Source organism: Pseudomonas triclosanedens, assembly GCF_026686735.1.
Taxonomy (GTDB): domain Bacteria; phylum Pseudomonadota; class Gammaproteobacteria; order Pseudomonadales; family Pseudomonadaceae; genus Pseudomonas; species Pseudomonas triclosanedens.
In genome coordinates this window covers 5,451,182-5,475,455 of the sequence record NZ_CP113432.1, presented here as the reverse complement: position 1 = coordinate 5,475,455, position 24,274 = coordinate 5,451,182, and the positions used below count along the sequence as shown (strand labels likewise).

Below are 24,274 nucleotides of genomic sequence, written 5' to 3'. Positions count from 1 at the left end.
ACCTCACCAGACCTGATTTCCGTCGAAGGGGGATTCCCCCTGGAGCTTGTTGATGCCCCGGAAGTTGGGTGTGTTGTTGAATTTGCTGTGACAGGTTTCGATCAGGAAATCGCAACCCGGATAAACCCGAACGGCGCCCGCCACCGGCATTCCTGCGGTGCCGCCGAGGATCGCCAGGTCAGTGCCCTGGTGCCGCTCGATGTGCCTGCGATCAAAATTGCCCCCGCCTGCGGACCACTCCACGTACCCAGCGGTGAACCACCCGTCCGGGTAGCCCGCCACGGCCGCAGCGGACAGCGTGGTGCCGGTGCGTGACTGGATCTGTGCATCGACGCGGTAGCTGGCCAGCGCGACCTTACAGCGCGTATCGCCCAGCACCGCGCGGCAGGTCCGGCCATAGGTATCGCTTAGTCCAGGGCGCTCCATGCTGGCCTCGATTGAGAGGCAGGTGATTCGGACGGTGTCGATTCGCGGCCAGTTCACGGCCGCGATACTCCCGGCCAGGCTGACCAGCGCCTCGTTGTCGCCATAGTGGAGGTCGAACACCGTCAGCGCGACCTCATCGCTCGGGGGCCGCCCGCGATACTGCTGGGCGACATCGAGGTCAGCCGGCGCCTCGATCACGAACCGATCAGCCTGCGGATCTCCTGACTGGGTGATGCCGCTGTCACTGATGCCGCCGGGAACGCTGCGGAAAATCTGGTTGTTCCAGGTGATATCCCGATCACCGCTGGTGTAGGTCCAGCGCAGTACGCCACGCTGGAATTGGTAGAGCCGAACTGGCTGCCCAGATGCGAGCGAGCGCTCGCGATTATCAAAACTCATCGTCGCGTACCCTCTTGAATGTCAGGGAGCTGCTAGCGAGCCCTTCGCTGTCAGTGACGTGCTCAATCTCCACCACATCGCTGCCGCTCCTGCAGAGGGCCAGCCAGCAGATCCGGGAGACCTGTTCCGGGGTCACATCACGCCCCAACTGGCTATCGATCTGCAGGCGCTCAACCGACGCACTCAGTTCGGTGCTGTTGACGATGCGGCGGTGTAGCGCCGTGCCATCGGTCAGCTCGATACGGATGTCGCGTCGGCCTGCGCGTAGTTGGCCAAACCGGGTGTAACCGACATTGGCGACATCCATCACCAGCAACGTGGCGGTTATCGTCGATACCAACGTGAGGTCGTCAGCGTGGGTGGGAACCCAGACGGCACGCTGCTGCCCGCGCAGCGCATAGACCAGCGAACGATATGCAGCACGCTCCGCGCGCCCCATCCCGATCCAGCGATGCCCCAACACCGTGAACGCGCGGCCGGCCAGGTCGGTGGTCAATGGGAGCGCCATGCTGTTGTCGAGCTGGCTAAGAACGCGCTGAACGCTGCTGGTCAGATCCTCGTTCTCGTCGGGACGCTGTTCCAGGACCGGCCATCCTCGATAGAGGGTGCTCGGCATCACTTCCGGCCAGTCGCTGACCTCCGAGATCAGGAAACGCACCGCTGCGGACTGCACCGTATCGGTGAGCCTGGTCAGCGTCGGCTGCTCGACCAGCTGTGCCGACCGGGCCGGATACAGGCGAGTGCGTGCCGGCCAGGTGCGCTGGGCGGCGCGCGACAGCGTCAAGCCGGTCGCATCAATGTCCTCGATCTGGACTACCTCATACTCGAAGGCGGTTTCGCCCCTGAGCATGGCCAGGCCGCCCTTGCGGAAGTCCAGATGCTGAGTGCTGCAGGTGATGCGGAGCGATCCGGCCGTCACCGGCACCGGCAGGAGCTGAATGTCCGGCCAGATCGGCAACGCCCAGATCCTGGAGCCCCAGCCAAACAGGGCCATGTCCAGGAGCTGCCGCTCCCGCCCTTCGGCAAACATGTGCGCCTCGAACTCGCGGCGGGGGGATGTCCGTAGCGAGCGGCGCAACTCCACCCCGGACTCACTCTGTTGGATGTCCGTCAGAGAGGACAGGCGTTCGATGATGCTGTCGCCCCAGTCCGGGGTAAACGACCAGGCGACGATACGGTTGGCGGTCACCCGGATACCCGCCGTCACGCCGTTATCGAAGTTCCAGCCGACAACGGTATCCAGTGTTGGCTTACCGTCTGGGGTAACGCTGAGCTGCCACGTCAGTTCCTTCAGCGCCGGGAACAGCATCGGCGGCGATGACTGGCCGCTGACGCTCAGCCCTTCGTCGGTGCCATCGATCTCCAGCAGCGTTCTCGGCTCCAGGTACGCATTCCACAGCAGCACCGGGAACGACTGGCTGGTGACCAGGTTGCCCAGATCCAACCTATGCGGGGTGATGTGGATACGGTTGTAGAAGTCGTCGAAGTAGGACCGCGCGAGCTGGCCGGGCACAGCTCGGCCATTAGCCTCGACTGGGTATTGCGGCGAGATCGGCGCGCCACCAGGTGCGCGAGCCGACTCGCTGGCGTAGGGGATCGCATCGGCCGATGAAAAGCCATCGTGCCCATTGGTCAATGCTGGGTTGTCGATGTTCCAGTCGGCAACACGCGCCAACTGAGCGACGATGACCGCCATTACGGACCCTCGTAACGAACGGCCCAGCCGAATGTTCCTGAGTGCGTGACGTTCGCCCCTCCGGTCCGCGCGGCGGCGTTCTTCAGATACCAGGGGAACACTTTCCAGCGATCAGCGCCGAGGGTAATGATGTCGCCAGGCGTGTAGTTGTCGACGCGCGTATAGCGCGCGTGCTCGATGTCCGCGACGAGGCTCAATTTATTGCTGGGGCGCGGTAGGAACACACGAATTGGCAGCAAAATCGCTTCGCTGTTCCAGGCGTTCGGCAGCATTCCCAGGAGCGGATACAGGGCGTCAATTGCCGAGGCACCCGGATTGGCAGTATTCACGCCGTCAGACCAGTTCAGCGAATCGAGGCCGTGGTGGACTTTGCATTCCACCAGGCCGGCGCCCCAGGTTCCGAATGACCGGTCGCGGTAGAACAACGCGGGGATACAGTAATTTGTCGAGCCACTGCCGCCGTTATGGAGCATTCCAATGTTGATGGCGTTGTCGGCATGGACCGATGCCCCGAACCACATGCCCGTACCGGGCACGCCCTGAACGGTCGTCCGGCCAAACGCCGCCCACTGGTAGCAACTGACGTTGTAGTTGACGACCAGGTACACCTCGGCGGCGAAGGTGAAAATCTCGTATTTGACAGGGAACACCAATGCCTGGCCGGCGAACAACCCAATTCGGGAAACCGCTCCAGCTGCACCAGTGAGGGCTCCCGCCGATTGGCCGGTACCGCCCAGGAAAGTCAGGTATCCACTGACGATCTGGACACGCAGGAACATGGTGCCCTTGCTGAGGATCTCCCCTGTCAGGGTCCAGCCGTCCGCCGTACAGGCATCAAAAAGGCTTTGGCGCAGGCCGGCGAGATCCGCCGCGCTTCCGGTTGAGTAGCTCATGGGTCCATCCGCAGTGCGTAGTAATCGGTGTGGCCGGTGCGCGCCACGTCCTGGATGACGACGTAGGTAACACCGTCAATGACGAGCGTGTTCTCGACCGCGTTGTTGAAGCCGCTGACGTAGAACACTCCGTCCAGCCGGCCCCAGATGTTGGCGACGTTGTCGTTCAGTTCGACCGGCAGCAGCTGATAGACGCCCCCGGTGTCGCGCATCTGTCCGTACGAGGTGAGTAGCGGGTTGGCAATCTCGGTGTTGCTCCAGGGGTAGCAGTACGGCTGAATCCAGCCATCGTTAGTGCGCAGTCCCATGCCGGCCCGATTGCCCTTGTACGGGATGGAGTGAGTGGTATCGCTGAATCGCGTAGCGGCTGCGCCAGTGAGCATCCCCGCGCAGACCACGGGATACGGGTACTGACTCGGCCTGCCATAGGGCAGCATCTTGCCGACGTAGGCGCTTTCATAGACCGGCGTGCCGACCTTCATAGCGAGGGCAATCCGCTGGGCGTTGAGCGTCAACCAGTAGTCGATCCGATTGTTGTGCGCCGGCACGCCCGAGAGGCGCACGCCCGGTTGTGTGTCGAAACTGTTGCCCGCCACATACCCCGTGAAGGTGGCGGCCAGGAGGTTGTAGTAGTCCGCCGATACGTCCTGGTAGGTGCGAAAACCGACGAAGATCTCTTCAGTACCGGTGAACCCCGGCGCCTTCAGAATCAGCTCCCGATTGGCGGGGGCAGTGTCATACCGCAGCACCTGGTAACCGTTCGCGGCTGCGAAATCACGAATCACCTGGAGCATCTTGTAGTGGGCGAGCGTGCCACCCGAGTTGTCGACGTAGCCAATCGAATTGGGCATTGGAGTTATTCCAGTCGGATGGCGGAACGAAAACGAGCCGGATCGCGGGAGATGCGGACAAGCATCTTCTCGATGCCGGCATCGCTGTAAGCGAGGTCCTGGATGCGGTTCTCGTCGTCCACCAGGTAGAAATTTTGGGAGTTCTTGAGCGTGGCGCTCATCGAGGCCGCAGGTTCCGGCAGCGTTGCGCCACCACCGATTGGCGCTGGCAGCACGGGGGCAGGCATGCCAACGGGGCCACCCGTCGAATGACGGGGAGCCATCCTCCAGGCCCACTCGGTCAGTGCCTGCATACCGCGTGCATTGAAGTCATGCAGGAATCCGAGCGCGCCTGGCTGGCGAACCACTGCCCCGCGAGTGACGAACTCGGTATCCGATGCCCAGATCGGAACGCTATCGCTCGTTGGCGTACCAGGCCCACGGACCTGGCCCCCCCCGGCAAACGCGGCCATGCCTAGCCCAAACAGCGAGGAGAAGCCGCCAGCACCCCCAGCCGCTCCACCCCCCAGACCGCCGAACAGGCTGCTGAACAGAGTGCCGAACATGTCAGCGCCGCCACTGAAAATGCCGGATAGCGCACTGCCGAAGATTCCCGACCCCTGGCTGGAGGCCGAGGTGATTGCTTCTCCCATCGCAGCCGCGCCCTGGGTTGAGGCTGAACTAATGGCGTCCGCCGATGCCTGAGCGGCTCCGCCGCCGGCCATTGATGGCAACCCGAAGGCGGCGCCGAAGTCATCGGCGATGCCCTGCATGCCACCGGCCGCGCCTGCAGCTGCACCGCCCGCCTGAGAGCCATTGGCGGCGGCCAGCGCGGTAGCGGCGGCGCTGATCGCTGACGCCCCGGTCAGCAGCGTCCCACCGGCCATCGTCAGTTGCGCCGCAGACCCGGAAACCGCTGCCGCTCCCGTGGTCAAGCTAGCGCCCTGCTGTTCGCCGCCAAACATCCCCATGATGCCGCTGGACAGCGACTGCGCCAGGTTCTGAGAAGCCATGTCCACAAGGGCATTGGCCACGCCCTCGGCCAATGCCCCAATGGCGTCGCGCAGATCCATCGTGCCCTTGGCCAGGCCCTTCAGGGCATCAGTAAAGCCCGTCGTCAGCCCGTCGCGGAGGGTGGTTTGTAGCAGGGTGGTAGTGGCCTGCAGGCGCTGTGCTTCACCGTCCAGTTCGGCCAGTGCCTGAGCAGCTGCACGACCAACCTCACCAGGTTGACGGGCCATTTGCTTCAGGACCGGGCGAATCTGCTGGAGCTTCTCAAAGGTCGCCCGATGGATATCCAGGATGCGCTGGCGGGCGTCCATTTCGTTGATGACGCCGGAGTCCTGCTGCACGTTCACCGAGGCTTCAGTACGCTGCTGCTCGGCCAGCAGATCGTCCATGCGCTGCTTCACGTCATCGAGACGGACCTTCGCCTCTGCCACCGGTACCAGCTTGTCGATCCAGGCCAGGCCGGCGTCATTGCCGGACTTCTCGAAGTCCTGGCGCATCGCGTCAAATTTCGCCCTAATCTCCAGCAAGCCGGCATCGACGTTGCGACCGCTCGCATGCAGGAACTCGGCTTCCAGGTCGGCATTGGTGCGAGCGTTGGTCTCGGCCTGGCGCTTCTTCTCATCGGCGTCGATGGCTGCGAGCGCGGCGTCTGCCCTGGCCTTGAGCGCGCCGGTCAACCCTTTTTCCGCCAACTCGTAGGCGCGCACCTCGGCGCTGTTCAGACCAAGGATCGCCGCCTGCTTCTCCAACTGGTCGACGTAGCTTTCCTGGCTCTTGCGCAGCTGTTCGGAAGTCTGGAGGCCCTTGCGTGCTGCGGCTTCCGCTTCGCGCTTGGACTCGGCTTCGGCCTTGTTCGCTGCGTCCAACTTCTGGTTTGCACTGGCCTGCTCCAGGATCCTCTTGCCCAGCGCCGACGTGGCGTCGATACCTTCCTTGCGGAGGTAGTTCATGGCCTCTTCAGTGGCGCTCAGGTTCTGGAGTCGCTCGTTCTGGCGCTCCAGATTCTCCAGGTACTTGTTGCCTTCGCGGACGTTCTTGAAGCGGTCGCTACCCTGCTGAGCTTCCAGTTGCCGCAGGGCGCCGGTCAGCGCCTGCACTTTCTCGTTTGCCTCGTCCAGGCTCGGCAGGTCCATTCCCGGCACGGCAGGCACGTCGCTGTCCTGAAGGGCCTCTGCCCGCTGCTGCACCTGCTCGGCCTCGGCCAGTTGGCGCTTGATCTGCTCGATGCTCTGGCCGATCTGGTCATAGTTGGCAGTCTTGAGGTCGCCCAGGTTCAGGGACTGGATGATGTTGCGGGTGGCGTTGCGGATGCGGACGCTGGCCGTCTCGGTAGCGTTGGCGGCGCGATCCATACCGGCCTCGGCGTCACCTCCGAAATCAATGAAAGCAGTGGCGGCAATGGCAATCATCGAAATGACGCCAATGGGGCCGCCCAGGAACGCGAGCAGTCGACCACCTACCGCAGTCACGGTGCCCAGCCCCCGAGCCAGCAGGCTGGAGGCGGTCGCCGCCGCTGCGGACGCCACGTTGGCATTGTTCGTGGCCACGGTGAGGGCCTGCTGGGTCGTAGCTGCGGCCGCGACGGCGGCAGTGCGGCGCTGATAGGCAGCGGTGGCGGCAGCAGACGATGCCACGGTAGTGGACGCGAGGGCTGCTTCCGCAGCCTGGACTTGCTTGATAATCGCGGCTTCCGCCAGGCGCAGCTCGGCCAGGCGAGCAATGGACTGCTGCCGGCCCACGTCGGTGATCTGCGCCTGCAGGCGGGCCTGTTCCAGGCCGCGCTCAGCGACCAGGGCGGCCTGCACGTCCCGAAGGTTCTGCAGGGCTGCGGCCTGTCGGGCGCGGCTGGCTGCCACCTCGGACTCGGCCGAGGCAACGGCGGCCTTGGCACGCTGGAGTTCCAGAGCCGCAGCACGCTGAGCGGCGACGGCCACGCCTTCGTCGGCCGTGGCCTTCTGTGCGGCGGCGACGGCAGCGGCCTTGCTGGCGGCGGCATCGCTCAATTTTTTGGAGGTCAGATCGGTGATGGCCGCCACGGCGCGGCCGGCCGCCGTCACCATGACGGCGTCCAGCGCGGTGCCCAGCAGCTCGGCGTTGTCGCTCAGACCGTCCAGGACGCTGGCCACACCCGAGATAGCGCCGGCCAGTGCCTCGCCCGCGCCTTGGCCGTTGGTGAACTCACCCACAAGGCGGGTGAAGGAGTTTTCCAGCTCCTGGATGGCAGCGGATGCAGTTTTGATGCGGGTGGCAAACTGGTCATTAACGCTGCCTGCCGCACTGGTCAGAGCGTCCACCAGGACATCAGCGGTCAACTCTCCAGCGGCCGCCATATTGCGTAGTTCTGTGGTTGTGACACCCAGGCCATCCGCAATCGCCTTCATCAGTGCTGGCGTTTGCTCCGCAACTGAGTTGAACTCATCGCCCCGCAGCACGCCTGAACCAATCGCCTGCCCAAACTGAGTTAGGGATGCCTCTGCGCTCGCGGCGTTAACTCCCGAAATGGCGATGGCTTTGGCGACGGTTTCCGTCAGCGACGCCACCTGTTTTTGACTGATACCAAGGCGGTCAGCGTTCTGGCCGAAGCGCTGGTAGACGGTGGCGGTCGAGTCGAGTTCGGAGCTGGTGAGCTGGGCAATGCGGTACACGTCGCCAGTAGCTATCGCCAGTGCGGCCGAGTCCGAGGTGATCAGGCGAAGCCTGTTCTGCAGGTTGGTCCAGGCGTCGGTAGCCTGAATGATCTCCCGAACGCCAAAGAAGGCTGTCAGCCCGACGGCCGCCGCCCGAATAGAGGCCGTCAGCGCGTTCATTCCGCCACCGATACGCTGGGTGGCCGCCGTCAGTTGGTCGGCATCGCGCGCGGTCGTCCTGGTGCTGTCGCCCAACTGGTCGACCTCGCCTTCCAGACGACGGAGCGCGTTCTGGGCATCCCGCATCTCAGCCCGGATGCGCAGCGCGAGGGTCAGTTGTTGATTGTTTGCCATCAGGATCCCAACTTCTGCAGCTCGGCGCTGGCTGCCTTGCCACCCGCCATGCCGTAATTAGTCGCCAACAAGTCGCGTGCCTGCTGTCGCCGTTCCGCCGCCTGGGCTTCGTTCCAGAACAGGGTCAACTGCCGGCCGGTGTAGCCGCCTAGAGACTCGCGACTGTGCCCGGCGCGGATGAGGTCGGCGAAGACGCGCCCCCAGCTTGCTCGCTCTGGCCGCGCGCCATTGCCAGCAGGCGCGGCCTCCAGAGCCGGCGCACGAAAAAACTGCTGTTCACCATCCACCAGCTCAGAATTAGCGCCTCACCGTCGCCGGGAGGCAGAGCATCAATCCACGCCACCGACTGCCCACAACTGATGGCGAGTAGCTCGCGCAGGCTATCGGCGTACAACGCCAGTGCGTCAAAGATGACGTTGATGGAATCCGGCCCTTCCAACTGCTCAGGAGGAATGGCTGCCAGAGCGTCCGCCATCGGCGCGAGCAAATGGTTGTGGCGCAGCTGCTCGCTGAAGGTCAGCTCGCGCACGGTCAAGTCGACACCCCCGACCGTCAATTGACGGTCGGGGAATAGCACCTCCAGGCTGCTATCGGGGGCCTGACCCTCGGGGCTCTTTTGCATGGATTACCCCAGCTGGATGATGCGGCCGAACTGGCCCATTTCGCCCGAAGCCGGGCGGCTGCTGTCCAGAAGGATGCCGCCGCTGATCTGCATGCCCGCCACGGCGTTACCGTCGCTGATCAGTGCCAGCTCCTGGAGCGGATCGGTGGCAACTTTGAACAGTTCGACGATGACCGGCGCGCCACCCTCGGCCAGGTTGATGCCCTTGTAGCGCAGGGCAATAGTTGGTTGCGGCGCGGTGAACATACCCACCTGTTTGGTCGCGGCGTACCCATACGCAGCCTTGAAAGGCTGTGCGGGTGCTGGCGTCGGCAGGCCCACAATCTTCACCTCGCCATAGGCACCATCGGCCAGGACGGTGTAGTACTGCTCATCCAGTACGACAGGGGTAGTGGCGCTGTCGGTGATGACCACATCGCTGACGCCGGGATTGACCAGGGCAACCACATCGCCGGCAACCAGATCAGTGGGCAGCGCTTCGGCTGTCACGGTGCCGGCTGCCTTGGTCACCACCTTGCCGTACAGGGTCAGCGCCAGGTTGTCCGGGCTGATGCTGTGCAAGGTCATGTTGAGGGTGGCGGTTTTACCAATGGGAAAGCTTCTGACCAGGGCCTTCTGGCCGCTATACGATTCCTTGTGCTCGACCTTGTCGACCGCCATCTTGATGGTCATTGCCGAGACGTCCTGAATCCAGCGCCATTTGCCGACCACACCGTTGACGATGGGGGCGGCGTCGACCTGGCCCTGCCCGTAGAAGTAAGTTTCCTGTGCCATGTGTGGCCTCCGTAGGAATCAGTTATGGCGCGTTATTTGTCGCTGGTTTCAGAACCCGGCTTGGCAGCCTTGGCTTGACCGGGGATCTTGTCGATCAGCTTGCGGCGCAGCAGGAACGCAGCTTCTGCGGCGCTGACCTCGATCTCGTCGCCTTTGGCCACCGGCTTGCCGGCGTGGGTGTGATTGGGGGTTTCTGCTGTGATGGTGACTTTCACGGTTTCCATGCTTTGCTCCTCGGGTAGACAAACCTGGCGGTGAACACCAGGGGGAAATAGAAGTAGCCGTTGGCATAGCCAACCTGGGCGACCTGAGAGCTACGAGCCAGCGCTGCCACGTCCAGGGCCGGAACCCATCCGGTCAGCGCCTTCAGCAGTCGGCCGAGCAGCGGGCCGGCAAGACGCCTGGCGCCCTGGCCATCACCCTGGGCATCGGCGTAGTACACCGTCAGCACGGCCGCCCAGTGCTGGACCACGAACTGGACTGCCCGGCTGCCGCCCTGGGCACTCGCCCCGGTGTCGATCTGGTCGCCCAGGTAGATCACGTAGACGCACGGCGTGGCCTGCCTCTGATCGTCCAGGGTTGCGAGATCGGGCAGCCCGTCGACGCTGGCCAGGCCCGGCACCTCCGCCCGAATCCGCTCGACCAGGAGCGGCTCCAGGAACAGGTAGTCGAAGGGATCGCTCACCACGTATTCCCCCAGTCGTTGCGGCCCTGGCTGATCTGCACGGTGTTGGCGATGGGCGCTGGCGTACCAGCGCTGGACAGCGCCAGGCTCAGCTTCCCGGTGGAAATTCCGCCCAGGAGCTTGCGCTTGCGCTCGGCGTCCTGGAGCGCGGGGTGATCCTCCTGGACCTGGGTGTGCAGGTTCGCGTAGGCCAGCACGCAGGCCACCCGCTTCAGCACCGTCGGCACCTCGGCCAGCGGCAACTGATAGCGAGCGTGCAGGTGCAGATCGATCTCCGCGTCCGCATCAGCGATGGCCTGGTCCACGACAGCCGGATCGATGGCTGTTGCGGGTTTATTGACGCGGTCGCTCAGCTGGCGGATGACCGCTTCGCCGTATTGCTCGACCAGGTCGGCCTGGGTGCAGTAGCTCACTGTTGCGGCTCCTGGTGCTCCAGGACTTCAATGGCAGCGCGGCAATCGGCGGCGACCTGGTACTCCAGGCCGGCCTGGACAAGGTCGCCCTCGGATACATTGATCGGCGCGTTGTGCTCGGCGATCTGCGCGGCGATGGCCAACTGACTGATGGCCAATTCGTGGTCACGCATGTCGGTCTCCTGAATAGGTGGCCATCCTTGGCCGGGGGCGGTCCCTCTGCTGCGGCGGGTGGTTATTCGGTGCCGGTCTGCTCGCCAGCTTCGGCGGCGCCGACGCTGGTGTCGTCCACCGGGAAGTCGCAGAACTCGACGCTCAACATGGGTTCGTCCTGGATCGCCTTGAGCTGCTCGGCAGTGATGGCGCTCAGGGCGATCCCCATGCCTTCACTGGTGAAGGCAAAGCCAGCACGGCGGAAGGTCGGTGGGAAACTACGGACGTAGATGCCTTCGATGGCCGACGGCAAATCCTTGTCATCCTGGCTTTCCAGGTCGGGCTGTGTGACCTGCCCCCCCGAACTGGTGAGGGCATCTACGACGGCGCGCGCGGTGTCATCGCCCTGGCCGGCCATGACGATCTGGAAAGACGGCCTCGCCTCGGAGCCTTGGCCACCCTGGTCGTTCTGGCCGGCAGCGGTGCCCTTGGCGTCTTTGCTGACCTGATCGTCCTGGGTGCCGGTACTGGCCGGGACGGCCTTCGCCTGCTGGCTGGATTTGCCAGCCGCGCGGGCCTTCGGGTTGCCGGGTGTTTTTTTAGCTGCCATGTCCTGCCCCCTTTACGCGCCGGTCCCGGTGGAACCGTAGGCCAGCTGCCAGAAGCCGTAACCGGCAGCAGCACGAGCTTCGGCGCCGAACTTGAGCTTTTTCAGGTTGAACACGTCGTCCGAATCCAGGTTGACCTGGGAGACGAACACCGGCTTTTTCCGGGGTTGGTAGAGGAATGGCTTGATGGGCTTGGTGGTGTCCAGCAGGAACCAGGCGGTATCCGACTCGATACGCGCATCCACCACCAGTTCGGCGGTGCCGACGTAGGGGTTGGGCGTGTTGTCCGCCAGTTTCGGGTTGGTCAGCAGCATCTTCGCCACGTCTTCCAGCGCCGGGCCTACCAGAAGAATGTTCGGGGTGACGTTGAGGGAGCGGCCCTCATCGTCCTTGAACTTCTTCATGGCGGTGCGTGCCGCGCCATAGCTGCCCTTGGCGGCGGCCTGGCTGGCATTGGAGAGCGCGGCGGTGCCCTTGTTGCTCACCAAGGCGTCGCCCACCGGGTGATCGGTGTCGATGAAGTACTGGCCGTCGAAGCACAATTTGCTGAAGGCGCCGTTGACCGCTTCGTACACCAGTTCATCGGGTAGTTGGGCAGCCGAGTATCCCGCCATCTGCGCCTGCGGCGCATAGATGCCGAGGTTGTCGTCCTCGATGTCGTTGCGGTCCACCTCGACCGTGGCTTCGAAGTCCTCGTTTTCGACGACGTACTTGTAGCCCTTGAGGTTCTTGACCACCTTTGCACCGATCCAGCGGCGCATTTTCGGGAAAGCACTCAGCCACTTGTAATCGTTGCTGCCGCTGGTGCTCGGCACCTCCATAGCGATCTTCTGCCAGGTGGCAGGGGCCGCCGCGAATGCGTTGTTGAAGATCGTCTTGATCGCGATGAAGGCCGCGCTGAGACTCTGCTTATTGATCAGCATGTGCTCGGTTCTCCGTTGGTGAGCCGGTTATTCCACCCAGACGCCGTCGGACTCGACACCAACGATGGTGCCGGCCTGGGAGCGGGTGGAGGTGCCATCCGTGGCGGCGACGGTCTGGTCGTCCACGATGTAGGCGGGTTTCATGAGGTTGGCCTGGGTGATGGAACCGTCGTTCGCCCACTTGAAGGCGTTCAGGCGGCGCACGCGGACGACCTTGGCCCCGGCAGCGCCGTTGCGGTTGTCTACGTATTCCTCGGCGCGGCCGAGGTAGGTCAGGCTGGTCGCAGTGCTGCCGCCCACGGCATAGCCGCTGGCGTTCGCCACCACGATGGAGCCAGCGAAGACCTGGACGTTGGCCGCCACCGGCACGCCGATGACTTCGGCGTCCTGCAGCGGGGTGTTGCGGTCAGTGGTCAGGGCGGTCATGGCGCCTCCTTCTATTTAGCTTTCAGGGTGGCGAGGTAGTCTTCGGGCTTGAGGTGCATAGCCGCGCAAACCGCCAGGGCGGCCTCGTCCAGCTGCTCCACCGAGGCGGGCACGCTGTCGCGGTCGTCGGTCTGCTGACGGGTCAGCGCAGCGATGGGTTTCGCCTGGGCCAGGTAGGACTTCAGGCCGGCCATGTCCTTGGCGCCGTACTCGCGCGCCCAGGTCTCCATCGACGGAATGAGGCGACCTTCCTGGATGGCGGTATTGATCAGGCCGTCCAGCTCGCCGCCGTTGAGGCGGGAGGTCAATGCGGCGACCTGCTCCTGGAGCTGGCCGACAGCAGCGACGGGCACCCACTTGGCCGGGTCCGGGTTGCCGGTGCCGGTGGTTTTCAGCTGGGCGGTGGCGACGGCGATCTGCTCGACGCTCGCGTCCTTGTCCAGGCCCAGGGTCTCGCGCAGCTTGGTCAGGTTCGCGGCCTGGCTGTCCAGGGCGGGCTTCAGCGCGGTCAGGGCAGCGATGGCCTCGGCCTCGGTCGTGCCTTCCTTCAGCGACAGCGCCAGGATGATGGCTTTCAGGAGTTCATCCACGGAGGGTTCCTCTTTGGGTGGGTAAAGGCCAAAGGTGGCCGCCGCTCGGCGCGCGAGCGGTTCCAGGCCATCAACGGCGGGGTCATTGGTCAGGGCGCCCATGAGGAAGGACAGGACAGTGCCGTCCGGGGCGTAGCTGAAGACGGGGCTGAAGTACATGTACTCACCGTCCTCGATCAGCTTGGCGGCGCGCTCGGTGTACTCGACGCGGCCCCAGAGGCCGGAACCCTCGCGCCATTCGAAGTCATAGAAGCGGCCGGCAGCCGGTGCGGGCTGGCCGTTTTCCTCTTTCTTCAGGGTCTGGTGTTCGTAGTCCAGGACTTGAGGTGTCCGACGAGCCTTGGCGCGCTGGATTACGGCGGCGGCGCTGGCGGCGTCGATGCGCCAGGCCGGTACGTCCATTGGGCGCCCATCCATAGGCAGGAACTCACCAGCCGGCGTGATTTGAATCCAGGTGCTGCCGTCTTCCAACTTCGGGAGCTGGAAGGCGCAGGCAGCGATGGCAACGAGCAGTGGGTTCTTTTCCATGTCGCCAATGGTGGCGACCGGTGAACTGCTTCAGCAGATGAGAGGGTTCAACGGCTCCGAATCTCGGTGCCGAGTGATCTGAAGGCGGAACCCTCTGGCGCGAATGGCTGAGGAACGATTTCTAACGGGGCTCTAACGGGGGTATCGATTAAAACGCGATGCGAGGTAGCGCGTCGGTCGCTTGCGTGCATCCTGCGCGTTTCTAGCGCGTTCGAGTGAGCGCCGCCATGACACTGTCCAGGACAGCCTGTCGCGCGTTGGGTTTCAACTGGCCGCTGCTGGTGACCGGCAGGTACTCCCGCGCCGGGATCAACACCTTATGCCCACGCCCGGCCTTGCCGCCCAACTGCTGGATTGCCGCATAGACCAGATTGGAGCCGATCTGCGCCTGGTCGCGGTCCGCCTGGGTGGTGATCGAGCGCGCCAGGGCGTTGGTCACCTGCAGGATGGGATGGGCGCCGCGTCCCTTCGCCTCGCGCGCCGCCACCGTGGCCGGGGCGAGCTGCGGCCAGCCTGGCCCCTCATCCATAAAGGCGAACTCGGTTTCCGCCGCCAGCTCGGCGGCGATGCCGCGCATCATCGGCAGCGTGTCGGTCACGGCGCCCAGCAGCGCCTCCAGCCGTGCGCGCAGCTCCTGGTCATCCAACTGGATGTCGAACCTGTCGGCCATCAGCGAACCCTCCTGTACCGGCCCGTAGCCAGGCCGTCCTGGATGCTTTCCATCGTGACCTCCTGCAGCTGGGCGACGTTCTCCAACTGGCCGGGGCCGTAGATCTCACCGCGCAGCCGTACCGCCAGGACAGTGCCCTCGGCCTGCACCACGTACACTAGGGACTCGCTACCACGCTCCCACAGCACCATGTCTGGCCTCGCCAGGCGCTGCGGCAGGTTGGCCAGCAGCTCGCGGGCGACGACGCTATTGCGGATGGCCGTGTCGCTGGTTGCCACGACGCCAGCGCGGAGCTGGGCGCCCTGGGCGACGGCATAGGTGATGTCGGTCGGATCGAGCACGCCGATGGACATGGTTTGCCCCTGGGGTGATGCGGCACGGTCCACGAACGCCTCCCAGGCGCGCAGGCGCACCGGATCGAGCAGCACGCCCTGGACCTCGGCAATGGCAGCCGGCGCGCCCAGGGTGCGCTCGGCCTTGTCATACAGCACCTGGTCCATCAGGTGACTCTGTATCGGGCTGCCGTCGAAGCCGGCATCCGGGCGGAATTGGATCTTCCGGCCGCTGCGGTCGGTGGTGTCCAGGGCGGTGATGGTCTGTTCGCGAATCTCGCCCGTGCGCTTGTCCACGCCGGTTTCCACGGTGACCTGGTGCGTCTTGCCCTCGCTGGATTCGACCTTAAGCCCGCGACGCTTAACCGCTTCGGCGGTGAGCGCGATGATGCGGCACCGGCAGTTGTAGCCGTTGGGCGGCATGATGTGCTGCCAGATCGGGTCGTCCCAGCGGAACACCTTGCCGTGCAGGGCGGCATGGCTGGGCCGGGTGACGCCGTCCATGACGGCCACGTACATCCAATAGGGGTGTGTTTCCCGCGCCTCATAGGCGGCGGCGTAGCGGCCGGCCATGTAGGCGGACTGAAGGTTGGTCTGGTAGATGGTCGCCAGGCGGCGCGGACTCCCGAGCTGGGCCACCTCCGCGCCACCGTCCGGCGCCACCACGATCTGGCGGCCCCACCAGCCTTTCGCCTCCAGGCTGGGCCGGAGGTTGCGCTGAAAGTCATGCAGCGTCTGGCCGCTCTCCAGGTTGTCGACCAGGGCATCCCGAATGTCCTGGAGCACGTCCAGGCGCGCCGCCCTGGCGACGGTGACGGCGCGGGCATGGGTCGCCGCGTCCACGTCGTGCCAGTTCCAGGTGATGGCAAAGCCCTTGCGCTCCAGGTACTCGATAGCGGCGTCCGGCCGCATACCAAAGATGGCCCGCAGGTCGGCCTCGGTTGGCGTCGGCATCAGTCGATCCTGTCGAGGTTGCCGTGGAGGCGGCCCCAGGTGTCGGCCACAAACAGTAGGCGTTGCAGCGCGTCGGCCAGGGCGCTTTCGTCCATATCCGGGAACGACTCGGCCAGCGCGCCAAGTAACTCGGCCTCGTCGCCCCCTCGGTTGATAGCCTCCAGCAAGGGGGCCAGGAGGTCGTTGGCCTGATCCTGCAACCCCTGTGCTGGCAGGCTAGCCAGGACGTTGTCCAGGGCCTGCTGGTCGCCGTAGCGCGGTCCGATCACCTGGGCAAGCGCCGCGATGCGGCCGCCCTGGCGGCGGGTAAGCGCGGTCATGCCGGTGTCGCTCCTGTCGATCAGAACGGCCTCGCCCTTGGCCGGTACTGGAATGCCCAGTTGATCCTGGAGCCAGTTGACCGGCACCTGTACGCCCAATTTGACCAGCGGCGGCAGCGCGGTTGACATGGCGGCCATGTCGGCGCGGTCCTTCAGGTCGAAGACCAGCCGGGGAGCGCGGCGTGCGTCGGCGTTGCCGGAGCGGTTCAGGACCAGCAGCGGCCAGAGCAGATCCCGGCTCAGGGTGCCCGCCAACTGGCGAGCATCGGCGGCCAGCAGGTCGTGGCGGACCTCGTTATGGACGTTGCCCAGGGCAAAGGCGCCGCCGCCCGACTCGCTGGTCTGGCTGGTGAGCGTGCCACCCAGGACCGCCTTCGACACGGCGTCGTCGCACCAGCGCATCATGGCCAGGAAAGGATCGCTGGAGCCTTGGGCGGCCTGGTGGAAGTCGATGGCCATCGACTCCGGAATGATGCCGGCCGCCGCGTGGCCCAGGCCGGTCACAGCCCGGAGCAGCGTCACCTTCTCTTCGTCGGGGGTGCCGGGCGGGTATTTTCCCAAGCGGATCGGCAGGCCGTAGATTTCCAGCATCTCCGCGAGGTCCGACGTGGCGTAATGCTTGAACAGGTACGGCCAGGCCAACACCCTGAAGAGGCCGCTACGCGCCACGTAGCCCGAGCGCGCACGCGGCTTGTGCATGATCCAGCCGAAGGGCTGAAGCTCTTCGCCCGCCATGCTGTTGTCGCGCAGGCGTAGCTCGTTCTGGTCGTCCGGATTGAGCTGGAACCAGCTCTGCGGGCGGTGATCGAAGGCCAGCGGCATCCATTCCCGCCCCTGGAGCGACCAGTCCAGCTCGATGGCGCTGTATCCGTGGCCGACACCATCCATAGCATCGAGCATCAAGTCTTCCAGCCCCTCCAGGTCCAGGAGCAGCTCGTGGAGGTATTCCGCGTCGGCCTTCTCGGCGGCCGACGCATTACGCGGTGGCACTACGGTCCAGTCCAGGCCGAGCACGGCGCGCTTACGCTTGCTCATCTCGGCGAACAGGTGCGCGTCGCGTTCCTCCATGTCCATGAACAGCTCGGCCTGCGCCTGCAGGTTGCCCTGTTCGGCTTCCTGGAGGATGCGGGCGAGCTTGGCCGGTGTCAGCCCCCTGGCCGGATGGTTGGCAAACTCTTTGACCAAGGCGGACAGGCGCGCCGTCTGCTGCTCGCGCAGCTCCTGAGTTCTGAGGGGATGGCCGTAAATATCTACGATGGCGGGCATCGTCGTCTCCTACCAGTCGCCGCCCATGCGGCCAGCTGCGTCAAATGAGTCTTCGAATCCACCGGAGGCGGCCATGCCCTGGCGGGCCACCAGGGTGAACTCCATCGTCGAAAAACCAGTGGTGGCCAGCATCCAAAGCATGTGCAGAGCGTCGGGGCCGTCGTCGTGGTCGGCGGCCGGGAAGTGCTTCAGCTGCTGCTCCAGGACGGTCTGACTGGGGTGAAGGCGGATAAGACCGTTGGCCATGTGCGGCTGGAGGCTCTCGATGCGCAGGAGCTTGTCCGCGTGTGGCGTGATCGCGCGGGCCGGCACCGGACAACCGGCCTTGGCCGAGCGCTTCACCAACTCGGTGCGGAGGAACTCCTGGAACTGCACCGCCTCGACACCCCACACCAGGCACCGATAGGCCCGGTGCATGGCGATGATGTCTTCGATGATCTTGTCCGGTAGGCGCTTGCGGATGCCGGCTTCAACCACGTCCAGGATGCCGGTTTCGCGGTTGAAACCGCCGACCAGGATGGCGCTCGGATCACGGCTGGCCCCCTGTTTCCCCAGGGATGGGTCACATGCGCCATAGAAAACCCACTGCGCCAGGCGGTTCACCCAGAAGGTGATGCAGGCCGCAAATGGGGCGTTGTCGCCTTGCACCGGGTCGTTCTGTTGCTCTGAGTCAAACGCCGAATGCCCGTCACGGGCGCGCTTCACCATCAGCTTGTAGAGGGGCTGCCCATCCGGCCAGCAGATGATGGCGCCTTCTTCCATCGCGGCAGCGCGCTCCTGGTAGAACTCCAGGGCTGCAGTCCCTTCGTCATCCGAGTTGAGCAGAAGCTCTTCCCACTTCTCCCACAGGTCCATGCGATGCGGCCATTCGATGATGGCCTTGAACTTGCGGCGCTTCCACAGCGGATTTTTCAGCAGGCGCGACAGAACCGAGTCGTAGTGCAGGATGGTGCCGATGATAATCACGTCCATCGTGTCATCGGCCGCGCCAAGCGAAAGAACGGTCTTTTTCAGCCAGTTCTCCAGCTTGTCGCGCTGCTCCGGGCTGCGGACGTTCTCGTCGTTCTCCAGGTCGTCACCGATGACCAGATCCGGGCGGTGGGGACCGTGGCGCAGGCCACGCATACGCTTCCCAGATCCGAATGCCTGTACCTTTGCGTCATTCGCCGTGATGATGGTTCCGACCTTCCAGACCCGTCCTCTCCCCGCGCCCTGGGGAAAGTCCATCGCCAAGCGTGGATTAAACTCCAGCTCGGCCTTGATGGCTTCCAGCATGGTGGCCGCCTGCTCCAGGGCGTCCATGATGATCAGCGGGTAGTGCTTGCGGTCGGTGAGCACGCACCAGATGACGAAGATCTGGCTGACCAGGGTGGATTTCGCGTTACCACGGGGCGCAGCAATGGCTTCGTGCTGGCCATCCGGGTAATCCACCAGCTCGGGCAGCCGCTTGTAGAGGTAGTCGTGAAGCAGCGCATTGCCGCGCTTCACGTAGTGCGGGAAGTAGGTGCGGGCGAAGTACTCGTAATCGTTGCTGGCCCGCTCGCGCCGGGCGGCGCTTGCCTTCGGGTCCGGGTCGAAGCCGGCAACCTCGGCTTCGATCTGGCGGCGGAACTGGACGGCAAGCTCAGCGATATCGGCCAGGAAGTCCTTGGTGTTAGTCTTCATGGGTTTGTGCCAACACACGGAGCGTCAAGATGGAAGAGCCAACGGTTTTGGGCGTCGAAGAGATAGGCCGGATCAAGGACCGGGATTCGCTGATTGCGGGCCTGGCCCGTGGCCTGTTGTCCCTGACGGAAGTCCTGGGCAAGAACGAACAGGCCAGGCAGGACCTGGAAGCAGCGATGGAGAGGGCCTTCGCCACACTTCCTGACCATGTAGATGCCGAAGTGGCTCTTTGGGTTAAGGAGGCCATGCAGGAGCGCCTCACGAACCCAGAAGGGCTTTAACGTCAAGCTCTCCCGTTACGCTCACCAGGTTCATGGCCGAGGTGAGCGTTTCTTTAGAAGTGCTTTTCACGTACGCACTGAGCAGTCCGCCAAAGATCGTGGGCGCGGTGTTTTCAATGCACAGGTGCTTGCACTCCTTCTGCCGTAGCTCCGCCAAGCGGACAGTTGCGTCTGCAATCACCTGCAGGGTTTCCGGGCTGATCGACATTATCCAATCTCCTTTGCAATGACTTCGCCGAACGGCTCCAGCACCTCGGCGAACGCCTGGGCGTGCTGCGGGAACCGCTCACGGATGAAGCTGGCCAGGCGCTGGAGCACCTCCATCGCGGTGGCCAACGCTGAGGTTTCAGGCAGGACACGCTTCGACGCGCTGACCGTCTTGTTGTAGGCATCGGCCAGGCTGGCGAGCAGTTGCACCTTCACGGCCGGTTTGATTTCGGCGTCCCCCTGGATCGCCTCCATCGTCGCCTGGAACTGCATCACCAGGCCGGACAACACCTGGCGCGCCACTTCCTCCAGACCACCACCGGACAGCAGCTGTGCCGATTGCGCCTTGTCCCAGTCGTCCCCCTCGACCTCCGCCTGCTGTTTCCAGCGCCTGGCCGTGCCATAGGAAACGCCGAACATGGCCGCCGCGACCTCCAGGCTCTGGCGGTCGAAAACGTAGGCGCGGCGCAGGGCGTCGCGGGTTTCCTTGGGGTGCGCCATGTACGACCTCAGATGCCGAGCTTGAGACGCGCCACGGCCAGGCCGCAGGCAACCAAACCACCAGCCAGCGCACCGGCTGCCGAGCCATACAGCACCGCCTTGCGCTCGATCTGAGGGAAGCGCTCTTCGAAGCGCTCCAGGCGGCCGTCGATGCGTTGCAGCAGGTCGTACTCGGGGGAGTTTTTCTTCTCGGTCATCGGATCAGTCCTTTTGAAGGTGTTGCACGGTGTCCCAGTGCAGGCCGGCGCAAACGCCGTATTGGTCGTAGAGCTGTTTCAGGGCGAGCGCGATGGCGTCGGCGCTGTCGTCAGTCGCCGCCACCGGGATCGGGCACGGCTGAGCCAAGGCCGCTGGTAGTGGCTTTGGCAGCGCGTTGGCGGGCGGTTTCGAGCTGCTGCATGACGTCAGCAGGAAAGCGACAGGCAGCGCGATCAGCAGCGGTTTCAGCCAGTGCATGGCGAAGCTCCCGTGTGGTTTGTTGGTCGCGGTCGTCCCGCTGGGCCAGGCGCTGGAAAATGGAGTTGCTGGTGTCCTGGACCTTCTTCAGCTGGGCCGTTGATTCGTCCAGGACATCACGGTAGGCGTCGGTCTGCGCCTCGGCGCAGATGGCGCGGCCGTCAGCCAGGCCGACCTGCCGCCCCACCATCCAGGAACCGGCCGAGGTCAGCACCAGGAGCAGCACCAGGAGCAGGCCGATGCGCCAGGTCATTCGGACGACTCCGGGGCAATCCAGAGAGCGGCCTGAAGGGTGTCACAGGCGATGTTGATCAATACCGCGCTGAGCAACGCACGGCCCTTGGTGACAACCAACTGACGGCGGCGCTTCACGCCAGCACCTCGCGCACGGCGTTGCCGATCAGCTCGGCGCTGTAGGGCTGCTGGCCGTTTTCGTGGCGAATGATGGCGGTGACCAGGGCCGACAGGGTGTTCTGGTCCAGGTGCAGGCCAGCCTGCGGCGGAACCCTCATTTCGCGGGACACGGCGGCGGCATAGGCGCGGGTGTCGTTCTCGTTCGAAGGCGCCCAGCGTGCGATCAGGGATTCGACAGTGCGCAGGCCGTGGATCTTGCGGTAGTTCAGGAGCAGTTTCGCCAGCGCGCGAATGCCGTTTTGCGGGCTGTCGAAGCGGGAGAAGCGCGGCTCGACCTTCGGGTCGTGTGGGAGCTGGCCCCGCCAGTTGTTGCTGGGCGAAAATACGATGTTGCCGGGGTTGTTGTTGCGGATGCCGCGAGGTTGCAGAGCCATGACTAGACCTCCAGTTTGCGTTTAACCCACTGGGCGAACACGCCCAGCCACGAATCACCTTCACGCTCGAACAGGCGCAGCGCGGCTCCGATCAGCCACCAGGCCGGCAGCCCGGCGATGACCAGGAGCGGAGCGGAAACGAACAGCAAGCCCACCGCTGGCTCCAGCTGGTAGAGGCTGGCGACCACTCGCGCGGAGTCGAAAAGCTCGGGGCGGTTGGTGTGCAGGTAGACGACCAGGAGCGGGCCGAACACGCTGCTGGCGACGATGGTGCAGAACAGGCGGGCAAAGCCTTCGCGCATGGTCTTGGGCCACAGGACCAGGAAGCCCAGGGCGGCGGCCAGTGCCCCCGCACCAATGTGGATGCCGAATAGCTTGAGCAGCGCGGCGCTGCCGGCCGAGGTGGATGCGGGATCAGGCATTTGATGCTTCCGATGCGAGCGCTGCCCGAATTGCGGATAAGTGGCCATTGCCAACCTCCGGCGCGGACTTGGTGAAGTTGGAGATGCGGTAATCGGTATCGGTTACGCGGGGAGCAGGCTCCGGGCCGCGTCGCATCGACTCGGCACGCCGGTCCATCAGTTCGCGGTAGGCTTTGATCTTGGCGAACGCATCTTCCACGTGCGTGCGAACAAGCGGCCGCCAGTCGGCTGGGCAGGCGTCCAGCAGCGCGTTACGGCGCTCGCGGCAGCCCTCCGCCAGGATGGCGGCGGCATAGTCGCGGGGGCTGCGTGGAGGGTGCGGGTTGAACTCTTTCATGCAGCCATGTTGGTAATGGCGTGCTAGGCGCGCGGCGTGAAAGGGTTCAACAGTCGAAACAGGCGTGGCGCGACGGCGCCAGCCGGGGCATTGCGCCCCGGCTTAGTGGAACAGGGTGGGCTGCTGCTGTAACTGCGGCAGCTGCTCGCTGGGCCGGTTCACAATCTCCCAGATCCAGCGGGAGGACAGTTTGTACTCGCGGGCCAGCTCGTTGAGCAGGCTACGGACGGTTTGCCCATCCCGCAAGCCCTGCTCGAAACGCTCCATGATCTCCAGGTCGCGCCACCGCACTAGGGCCTTATTGCAGCGGGCGACGTAGATTTCCTCACCCTTGTAGTGGGCATGAAGCTGCTCTTCGATCTCGCTGCCCACCAGCTCGGCCAGGGCCGCGCGGCGTGCCTCGCCCTTGCGCGCCCGGCCCTCGGCTATGCGCCAGAGCGTCCCGCCGAGCTGCTCGACCACCACCAGGGTGGACGGCAGGCCGATACGGCCCGCCATGTCCCTGACGTTGTCCGGCAGCATGTCCTGGACCTGACGCAGATCGATGTCACTGCTGTTCATGCCGGCTCCTGTCGATGATCAGCGCCTGCATCAGGCGATACAACTGGCTGTCGTCCAGCCATTCGACGCGCTCGCGCTGGAACATGTGCTTCGCCATTGCATCGGCGTAGCTCCAGGGGCGCGTGGCGCTGGCCAGCAGCGCCGTGATCTTCTTCAGCACGACCTGGCGGTTTTGAGGAACTTTTGGCGTGGCGCGGCCCTGCTGTTTGCTCTCCGGTTTCCAGCCCAGGCGCTGGAACTCGGCCAGCACCTGGGCGACCTGACGCGGACCCAGTTCCTTGGCCGAACGTACGCCCGCGACACGCCCCAGCAGCGCGCGATAGGCATCATCGTCCAGGCCAAGCTGGGCCTTGGCGATGTGGATTTTGGCGAGGTTCACGTTGCGCAGGCTCATTGAACCCTCCGGCGACGTTCCTGGTGGTGTTCGTTCACGCAGCAGCGGCACCAGCTGTCGAGCTTTCCTTCACCCCGAGGGCTGAAGAACTCGGCGTCGGCCGGCCAGTAGTCGTCGCAACGTGGGCAGAGTTTTTCCGGGCCCCACCATTGCTGAACAAGGCGTGGCTTTGGCTCAGAGAGAAGTGATGTGGTCATGTACATCTCCGTGTGCTGACCAATTCCGTAAAGCGTGACTCGTCACGCTTTGCAATTTCTGCCACGTTGTGGAGTAACAACGTGACGGCTTCGGCGGGCTCATCGAAGCCACCGCGCTGGCAGATCAGCGCAAGGGCATCGGCCGTTGCCTGGAACATGTCCATGCTGAAACGTCGCCCACCAAGGACTGCACGGCGAAGAGCGTCGCGCTCGCGCTTCGCTTTCTGGCGCTCCTTGGCCAGACGGCGCCGGCGTTCGGCTTTGGTTTCGTTCGTCATCGCCGGACGTGCTCAGGTCAAGGCCAGCGGGGCGGAGCCGCCGACACCGTGGTTGAGCTGGACGCCATCAGCCGCAGCGATGCCCTTGGCTACGTCGCCGAGGTCGCGGTTGCTGAGCTGGCCTTTCTTGCTGCGGTCGGTGGTTTCACCACGGACCAGGTCCGGGTGGTGCTTCACCATGTACGCCTCGGCCGCCTGTGACGGTTGCGCCGTCCCGGCGAACTTGTCGACCTGCTTACGCACCGACCACACCCAGGCATCACAGAACAGGTCTCCGCGCTTGGTCTTGGTCGCGGCCTTGCAGCGCTTCAGCTCGGTGGCGATGTAGTCGCGGCGGGCCTTGCGCACCTGGCGCAGCAGGATGGTCATGGTGTAGCTGGCCACCTCGGCCATCTCGCCCACAAAGCGCCATTGGCCGATGCCGGCCGCGAAGAACAGCTTGCAGGAGTACGCCTTCGCCACGGTACCGGCGAGATTCGCTTCCCACTGCGCGGGCTTCAGCTTGGAGCCGCTGCCGGTGCCGTGTTCGGTGATGTCGGCCAGCGCCACGTCGCCCTCGCCGATGCCGTGCTTTTCCATCATCGCCCGCGCCTGGCGCATGGCGTTCGCCGCTTCGTGCGGGTTGCTGCTCTGCGCGAGGCGCAGCAGTTTCTTGATCTTGTCCAGGGCCTTGTTGTTTTCCATATG

At 64.6% G+C, this 24,274-nt stretch carries 32 protein-coding genes; 1 reads left to right on the top strand and 31 read right to left on the bottom strand.

From position 1 onward, the window contains the following. Positions 1 to 3 precede the first annotated feature (3 nt). The 19 genes from OU419_RS25470 to terL all read right to left on the bottom strand — a co-directional run bounded on the left by OU419_RS25470 (position 4) and on the right by terL (position 19,165). Entirely contained in the window at positions 4 to 825 is an 822-nt protein-coding gene (locus OU419_RS25470; RefSeq protein WP_254472307.1) for a phage BR0599 family protein, read from the bottom strand. Beyond that, positions 815 to 2,521, bottom strand: a complete 1,707-nt coding sequence (locus OU419_RS25465) for a hypothetical protein (protein WP_254472308.1) — start codon at positions 2,519 to 2,521, stop codon at positions 815 to 817. The genes OU419_RS25470 and OU419_RS25465 overlap by 11 nt, the downstream gene beginning before the upstream one ends. Beyond that, positions 2,521 to 3,414 (bottom strand): hypothetical protein, encoded by an 894-nt coding sequence (locus tag OU419_RS25460; RefSeq protein WP_254472309.1) that lies wholly within the window; start codon positions 3,412 to 3,414, stop codon positions 2,521 to 2,523. The genes OU419_RS25465 and OU419_RS25460 overlap by 1 nt, the downstream gene beginning before the upstream one ends. Further along, positions 3,411 to 4,265 (bottom strand): hypothetical protein, encoded by an 855-nt coding sequence (locus OU419_RS25455; protein WP_254472310.1) that lies wholly within the window; start codon positions 4,263 to 4,265, stop codon positions 3,411 to 3,413. Before OU419_RS25455 ends, OU419_RS25460 begins: the two co-directional genes overlap by 4 nt. 5 nt (positions 4,266 to 4,270) lie before the next feature. Further along, complete coding sequence (locus OU419_RS25450; RefSeq protein ID WP_254472311.1) at positions 4,271 to 8,236, bottom strand: tape measure protein; 3,966 nt, start codon at positions 8,234 to 8,236, stop codon at positions 4,271 to 4,273. 148 nt (positions 8,237 to 8,384) lie between these two features. Further along, the gene (locus OU419_RS25445) at positions 8,385 to 8,858 is read right to left on the bottom strand and encodes a DUF6631 family protein (RefSeq protein WP_254472312.1); all 474 of its coding nucleotides are present in this window, start codon (positions 8,856 to 8,858) and stop codon (positions 8,385 to 8,387) included. Between the two features lie 3 nt (positions 8,859 to 8,861). Then, a complete protein-coding gene (locus OU419_RS25440) occupies positions 8,862 to 9,632 on the bottom strand; it encodes a phage tail tube protein (RefSeq protein WP_254472313.1) in 771 nt (256 codons plus the stop codon). A gap of 32 nt (positions 9,633 to 9,664) precedes the next feature. Next, positions 9,665 to 9,856: a DUF7210 family protein gene (locus OU419_RS25435; RefSeq protein ID WP_254472314.1), complete on the bottom strand. Its 192-nt coding sequence runs from the start codon at positions 9,854 to 9,856 to the stop codon at positions 9,665 to 9,667. Continuing rightward, positions 9,844 to 10,317 carry a phage tail terminator protein gene (locus OU419_RS25430; protein WP_254472316.1) on the bottom strand — a complete coding sequence of 158 codons (474 nt, stop codon included), beginning with the start codon at positions 10,315 to 10,317 and terminating at the stop codon, positions 9,844 to 9,846. Before OU419_RS25430 ends, OU419_RS25435 begins: the two co-directional genes overlap by 13 nt. Then, positions 10,314 to 10,730: a gp436 family protein gene (locus OU419_RS25425; RefSeq protein WP_254472318.1), complete on the bottom strand. Its 417-nt coding sequence runs from the start codon at positions 10,728 to 10,730 to the stop codon at positions 10,314 to 10,316. The genes OU419_RS25430 and OU419_RS25425 overlap by 4 nt, the downstream gene beginning before the upstream one ends. Continuing rightward, positions 10,727 to 10,903 (bottom strand): hypothetical protein, encoded by a 177-nt coding sequence (locus OU419_RS25420; protein ID WP_254472319.1) that lies wholly within the window; start codon positions 10,901 to 10,903, stop codon positions 10,727 to 10,729. The genes OU419_RS25425 and OU419_RS25420 overlap by 4 nt, the downstream gene beginning before the upstream one ends. 62 nt (positions 10,904 to 10,965) lie before the next feature. Next, positions 10,966 to 11,493, bottom strand: a complete 528-nt coding sequence (locus OU419_RS25415; protein WP_254472320.1) for an HI1506-related protein — start codon at positions 11,491 to 11,493, stop codon at positions 10,966 to 10,968. Positions 11,494 to 11,505: 12 nt separating this feature from the next. Then, positions 11,506 to 12,414 (bottom strand): Mu-like prophage major head subunit gpT family protein, encoded by a 909-nt coding sequence (locus OU419_RS25410; protein ID WP_254472321.1) that lies wholly within the window; start codon positions 12,412 to 12,414, stop codon positions 11,506 to 11,508. A gap of 27 nt (positions 12,415 to 12,441) precedes the next feature. After that, positions 12,442 to 12,840, bottom strand: coding sequence for a hypothetical protein (locus OU419_RS25405; protein WP_254472322.1), 399 nt, complete (start codon positions 12,838 to 12,840; stop codon positions 12,442 to 12,444). Between the two features lie 11 nt (positions 12,841 to 12,851). After that, positions 12,852 to 13,958, bottom strand: coding sequence for a phage protease (locus tag OU419_RS25400; protein WP_254472323.1), 1,107 nt, complete (start codon positions 13,956 to 13,958; stop codon positions 12,852 to 12,854). Positions 13,959 to 14,160: 202 nt separating this feature from the next. Further along, positions 14,161 to 14,628, bottom strand: a complete 468-nt coding sequence (locus tag OU419_RS25395; RefSeq protein ID WP_254472324.1) for a phage virion morphogenesis protein — start codon at positions 14,626 to 14,628, stop codon at positions 14,161 to 14,163. Then, positions 14,628 to 15,914 carry a phage head morphogenesis protein gene (locus OU419_RS25390; RefSeq protein WP_254472326.1) on the bottom strand — a complete coding sequence of 429 codons (1,287 nt, stop codon included), beginning with the start codon at positions 15,912 to 15,914 and terminating at the stop codon, positions 14,628 to 14,630. The genes OU419_RS25395 and OU419_RS25390 overlap by 1 nt, the downstream gene beginning before the upstream one ends. Further along, a complete protein-coding gene (locus OU419_RS25385) occupies positions 15,914 to 17,500 on the bottom strand; it encodes a DUF935 domain-containing protein (RefSeq protein WP_254472327.1) in 1,587 nt (528 codons plus the stop codon). Before OU419_RS25385 ends, OU419_RS25390 begins: the two co-directional genes overlap by 1 nt. A 9-nt stretch (positions 17,501 to 17,509) precedes the next feature. Next, positions 17,510 to 19,165, bottom strand: coding sequence for a phage terminase large subunit (terL, locus tag OU419_RS25380; protein WP_254472329.1), 1,656 nt, complete (start codon positions 19,163 to 19,165; stop codon positions 17,510 to 17,512). A gap of 29 nt (positions 19,166 to 19,194) precedes the next feature. Between terL and OU419_RS25375 the strand changes: the two genes are divergently transcribed. After that, a complete protein-coding gene (locus OU419_RS25375) occupies positions 19,195 to 19,446 on the top strand; it encodes a hypothetical protein (protein ID WP_254472330.1) in 252 nt (83 codons plus the stop codon). Here the strand turns inward: OU419_RS25375 and OU419_RS25370 are convergent. The 12 genes from OU419_RS25370 to OU419_RS25315 form a co-directional block, all read right to left on the bottom strand. Continuing rightward, the gene (locus OU419_RS25370) at positions 19,424 to 19,654 is read right to left on the bottom strand and encodes a hypothetical protein (protein ID WP_254472332.1); all 231 of its coding nucleotides are present in this window, start codon (positions 19,652 to 19,654) and stop codon (positions 19,424 to 19,426) included. The genes OU419_RS25375 and OU419_RS25370 overlap by 23 nt on opposite strands. Continuing rightward, positions 19,654 to 20,154, bottom strand: coding sequence for a DUF1804 family protein (locus tag OU419_RS25365; protein WP_254472334.1), 501 nt, complete (start codon positions 20,152 to 20,154; stop codon positions 19,654 to 19,656). Before OU419_RS25365 ends, OU419_RS25370 begins: the two co-directional genes overlap by 1 nt. A gap of 8 nt (positions 20,155 to 20,162) precedes the next feature. Next, positions 20,163 to 20,351, bottom strand: coding sequence for a hypothetical protein (locus OU419_RS25360; RefSeq protein ID WP_254472335.1), 189 nt, complete (start codon positions 20,349 to 20,351; stop codon positions 20,163 to 20,165). A gap of 110 nt (positions 20,352 to 20,461) precedes the next feature. Further along, positions 20,462 to 20,863: a hypothetical protein gene (locus tag OU419_RS25355; RefSeq protein ID WP_254472336.1), complete on the bottom strand. Its 402-nt coding sequence runs from the start codon at positions 20,861 to 20,863 to the stop codon at positions 20,462 to 20,464. Continuing rightward, on the bottom strand, positions 20,860 to 20,982 hold the full coding sequence (locus OU419_RS25350) for a hypothetical protein (RefSeq protein ID WP_268172467.1): 123 nt from the start codon (positions 20,980 to 20,982) through the stop codon (positions 20,860 to 20,862). Before OU419_RS25350 ends, OU419_RS25355 begins: the two co-directional genes overlap by 4 nt. Beyond that, positions 20,979 to 21,398: a structural protein gene (locus OU419_RS25345; RefSeq protein ID WP_254472338.1), complete on the bottom strand. Its 420-nt coding sequence runs from the start codon at positions 21,396 to 21,398 to the stop codon at positions 20,979 to 20,981. The genes OU419_RS25350 and OU419_RS25345 overlap by 4 nt, the downstream gene beginning before the upstream one ends. Positions 21,399 to 21,400: 2 nt before the next feature. Continuing rightward, complete coding sequence (locus tag OU419_RS25340; RefSeq protein ID WP_254472340.1) at positions 21,401 to 21,820, bottom strand: hypothetical protein; 420 nt, start codon at positions 21,818 to 21,820, stop codon at positions 21,401 to 21,403. Next, the gene (locus tag OU419_RS25335; RefSeq protein WP_254472341.1) at positions 21,813 to 22,157 is read right to left on the bottom strand and encodes a hypothetical protein; all 345 of its coding nucleotides are present in this window, start codon (positions 22,155 to 22,157) and stop codon (positions 21,813 to 21,815) included. The genes OU419_RS25340 and OU419_RS25335 overlap by 8 nt, the downstream gene beginning before the upstream one ends. A 102-nt stretch (positions 22,158 to 22,259) precedes the next feature. Continuing rightward, positions 22,260 to 22,718, bottom strand: coding sequence for a Mor transcription activator family protein (locus tag OU419_RS25330; protein ID WP_254472342.1), 459 nt, complete (start codon positions 22,716 to 22,718; stop codon positions 22,260 to 22,262). Then, positions 22,705 to 23,112, bottom strand: a complete 408-nt coding sequence (locus tag OU419_RS25325; protein WP_254472343.1) for a gp16 family protein — start codon at positions 23,110 to 23,112, stop codon at positions 22,705 to 22,707. Before OU419_RS25325 ends, OU419_RS25330 begins: the two co-directional genes overlap by 14 nt. Positions 23,113 to 23,305: 193 nt before the next feature. Then, a complete protein-coding gene (locus OU419_RS25320; RefSeq protein WP_254472344.1) occupies positions 23,306 to 23,587 on the bottom strand; it encodes a hypothetical protein in 282 nt (93 codons plus the stop codon). A gap of 12 nt (positions 23,588 to 23,599) precedes the next feature. Beyond that, the gene (locus OU419_RS25315; RefSeq protein ID WP_254472346.1) at positions 23,600 to 24,271 is read right to left on the bottom strand and encodes a DUF2786 domain-containing protein; all 672 of its coding nucleotides are present in this window, start codon (positions 24,269 to 24,271) and stop codon (positions 23,600 to 23,602) included. Positions 24,272 to 24,274: the final 3 nt, after the last annotated feature.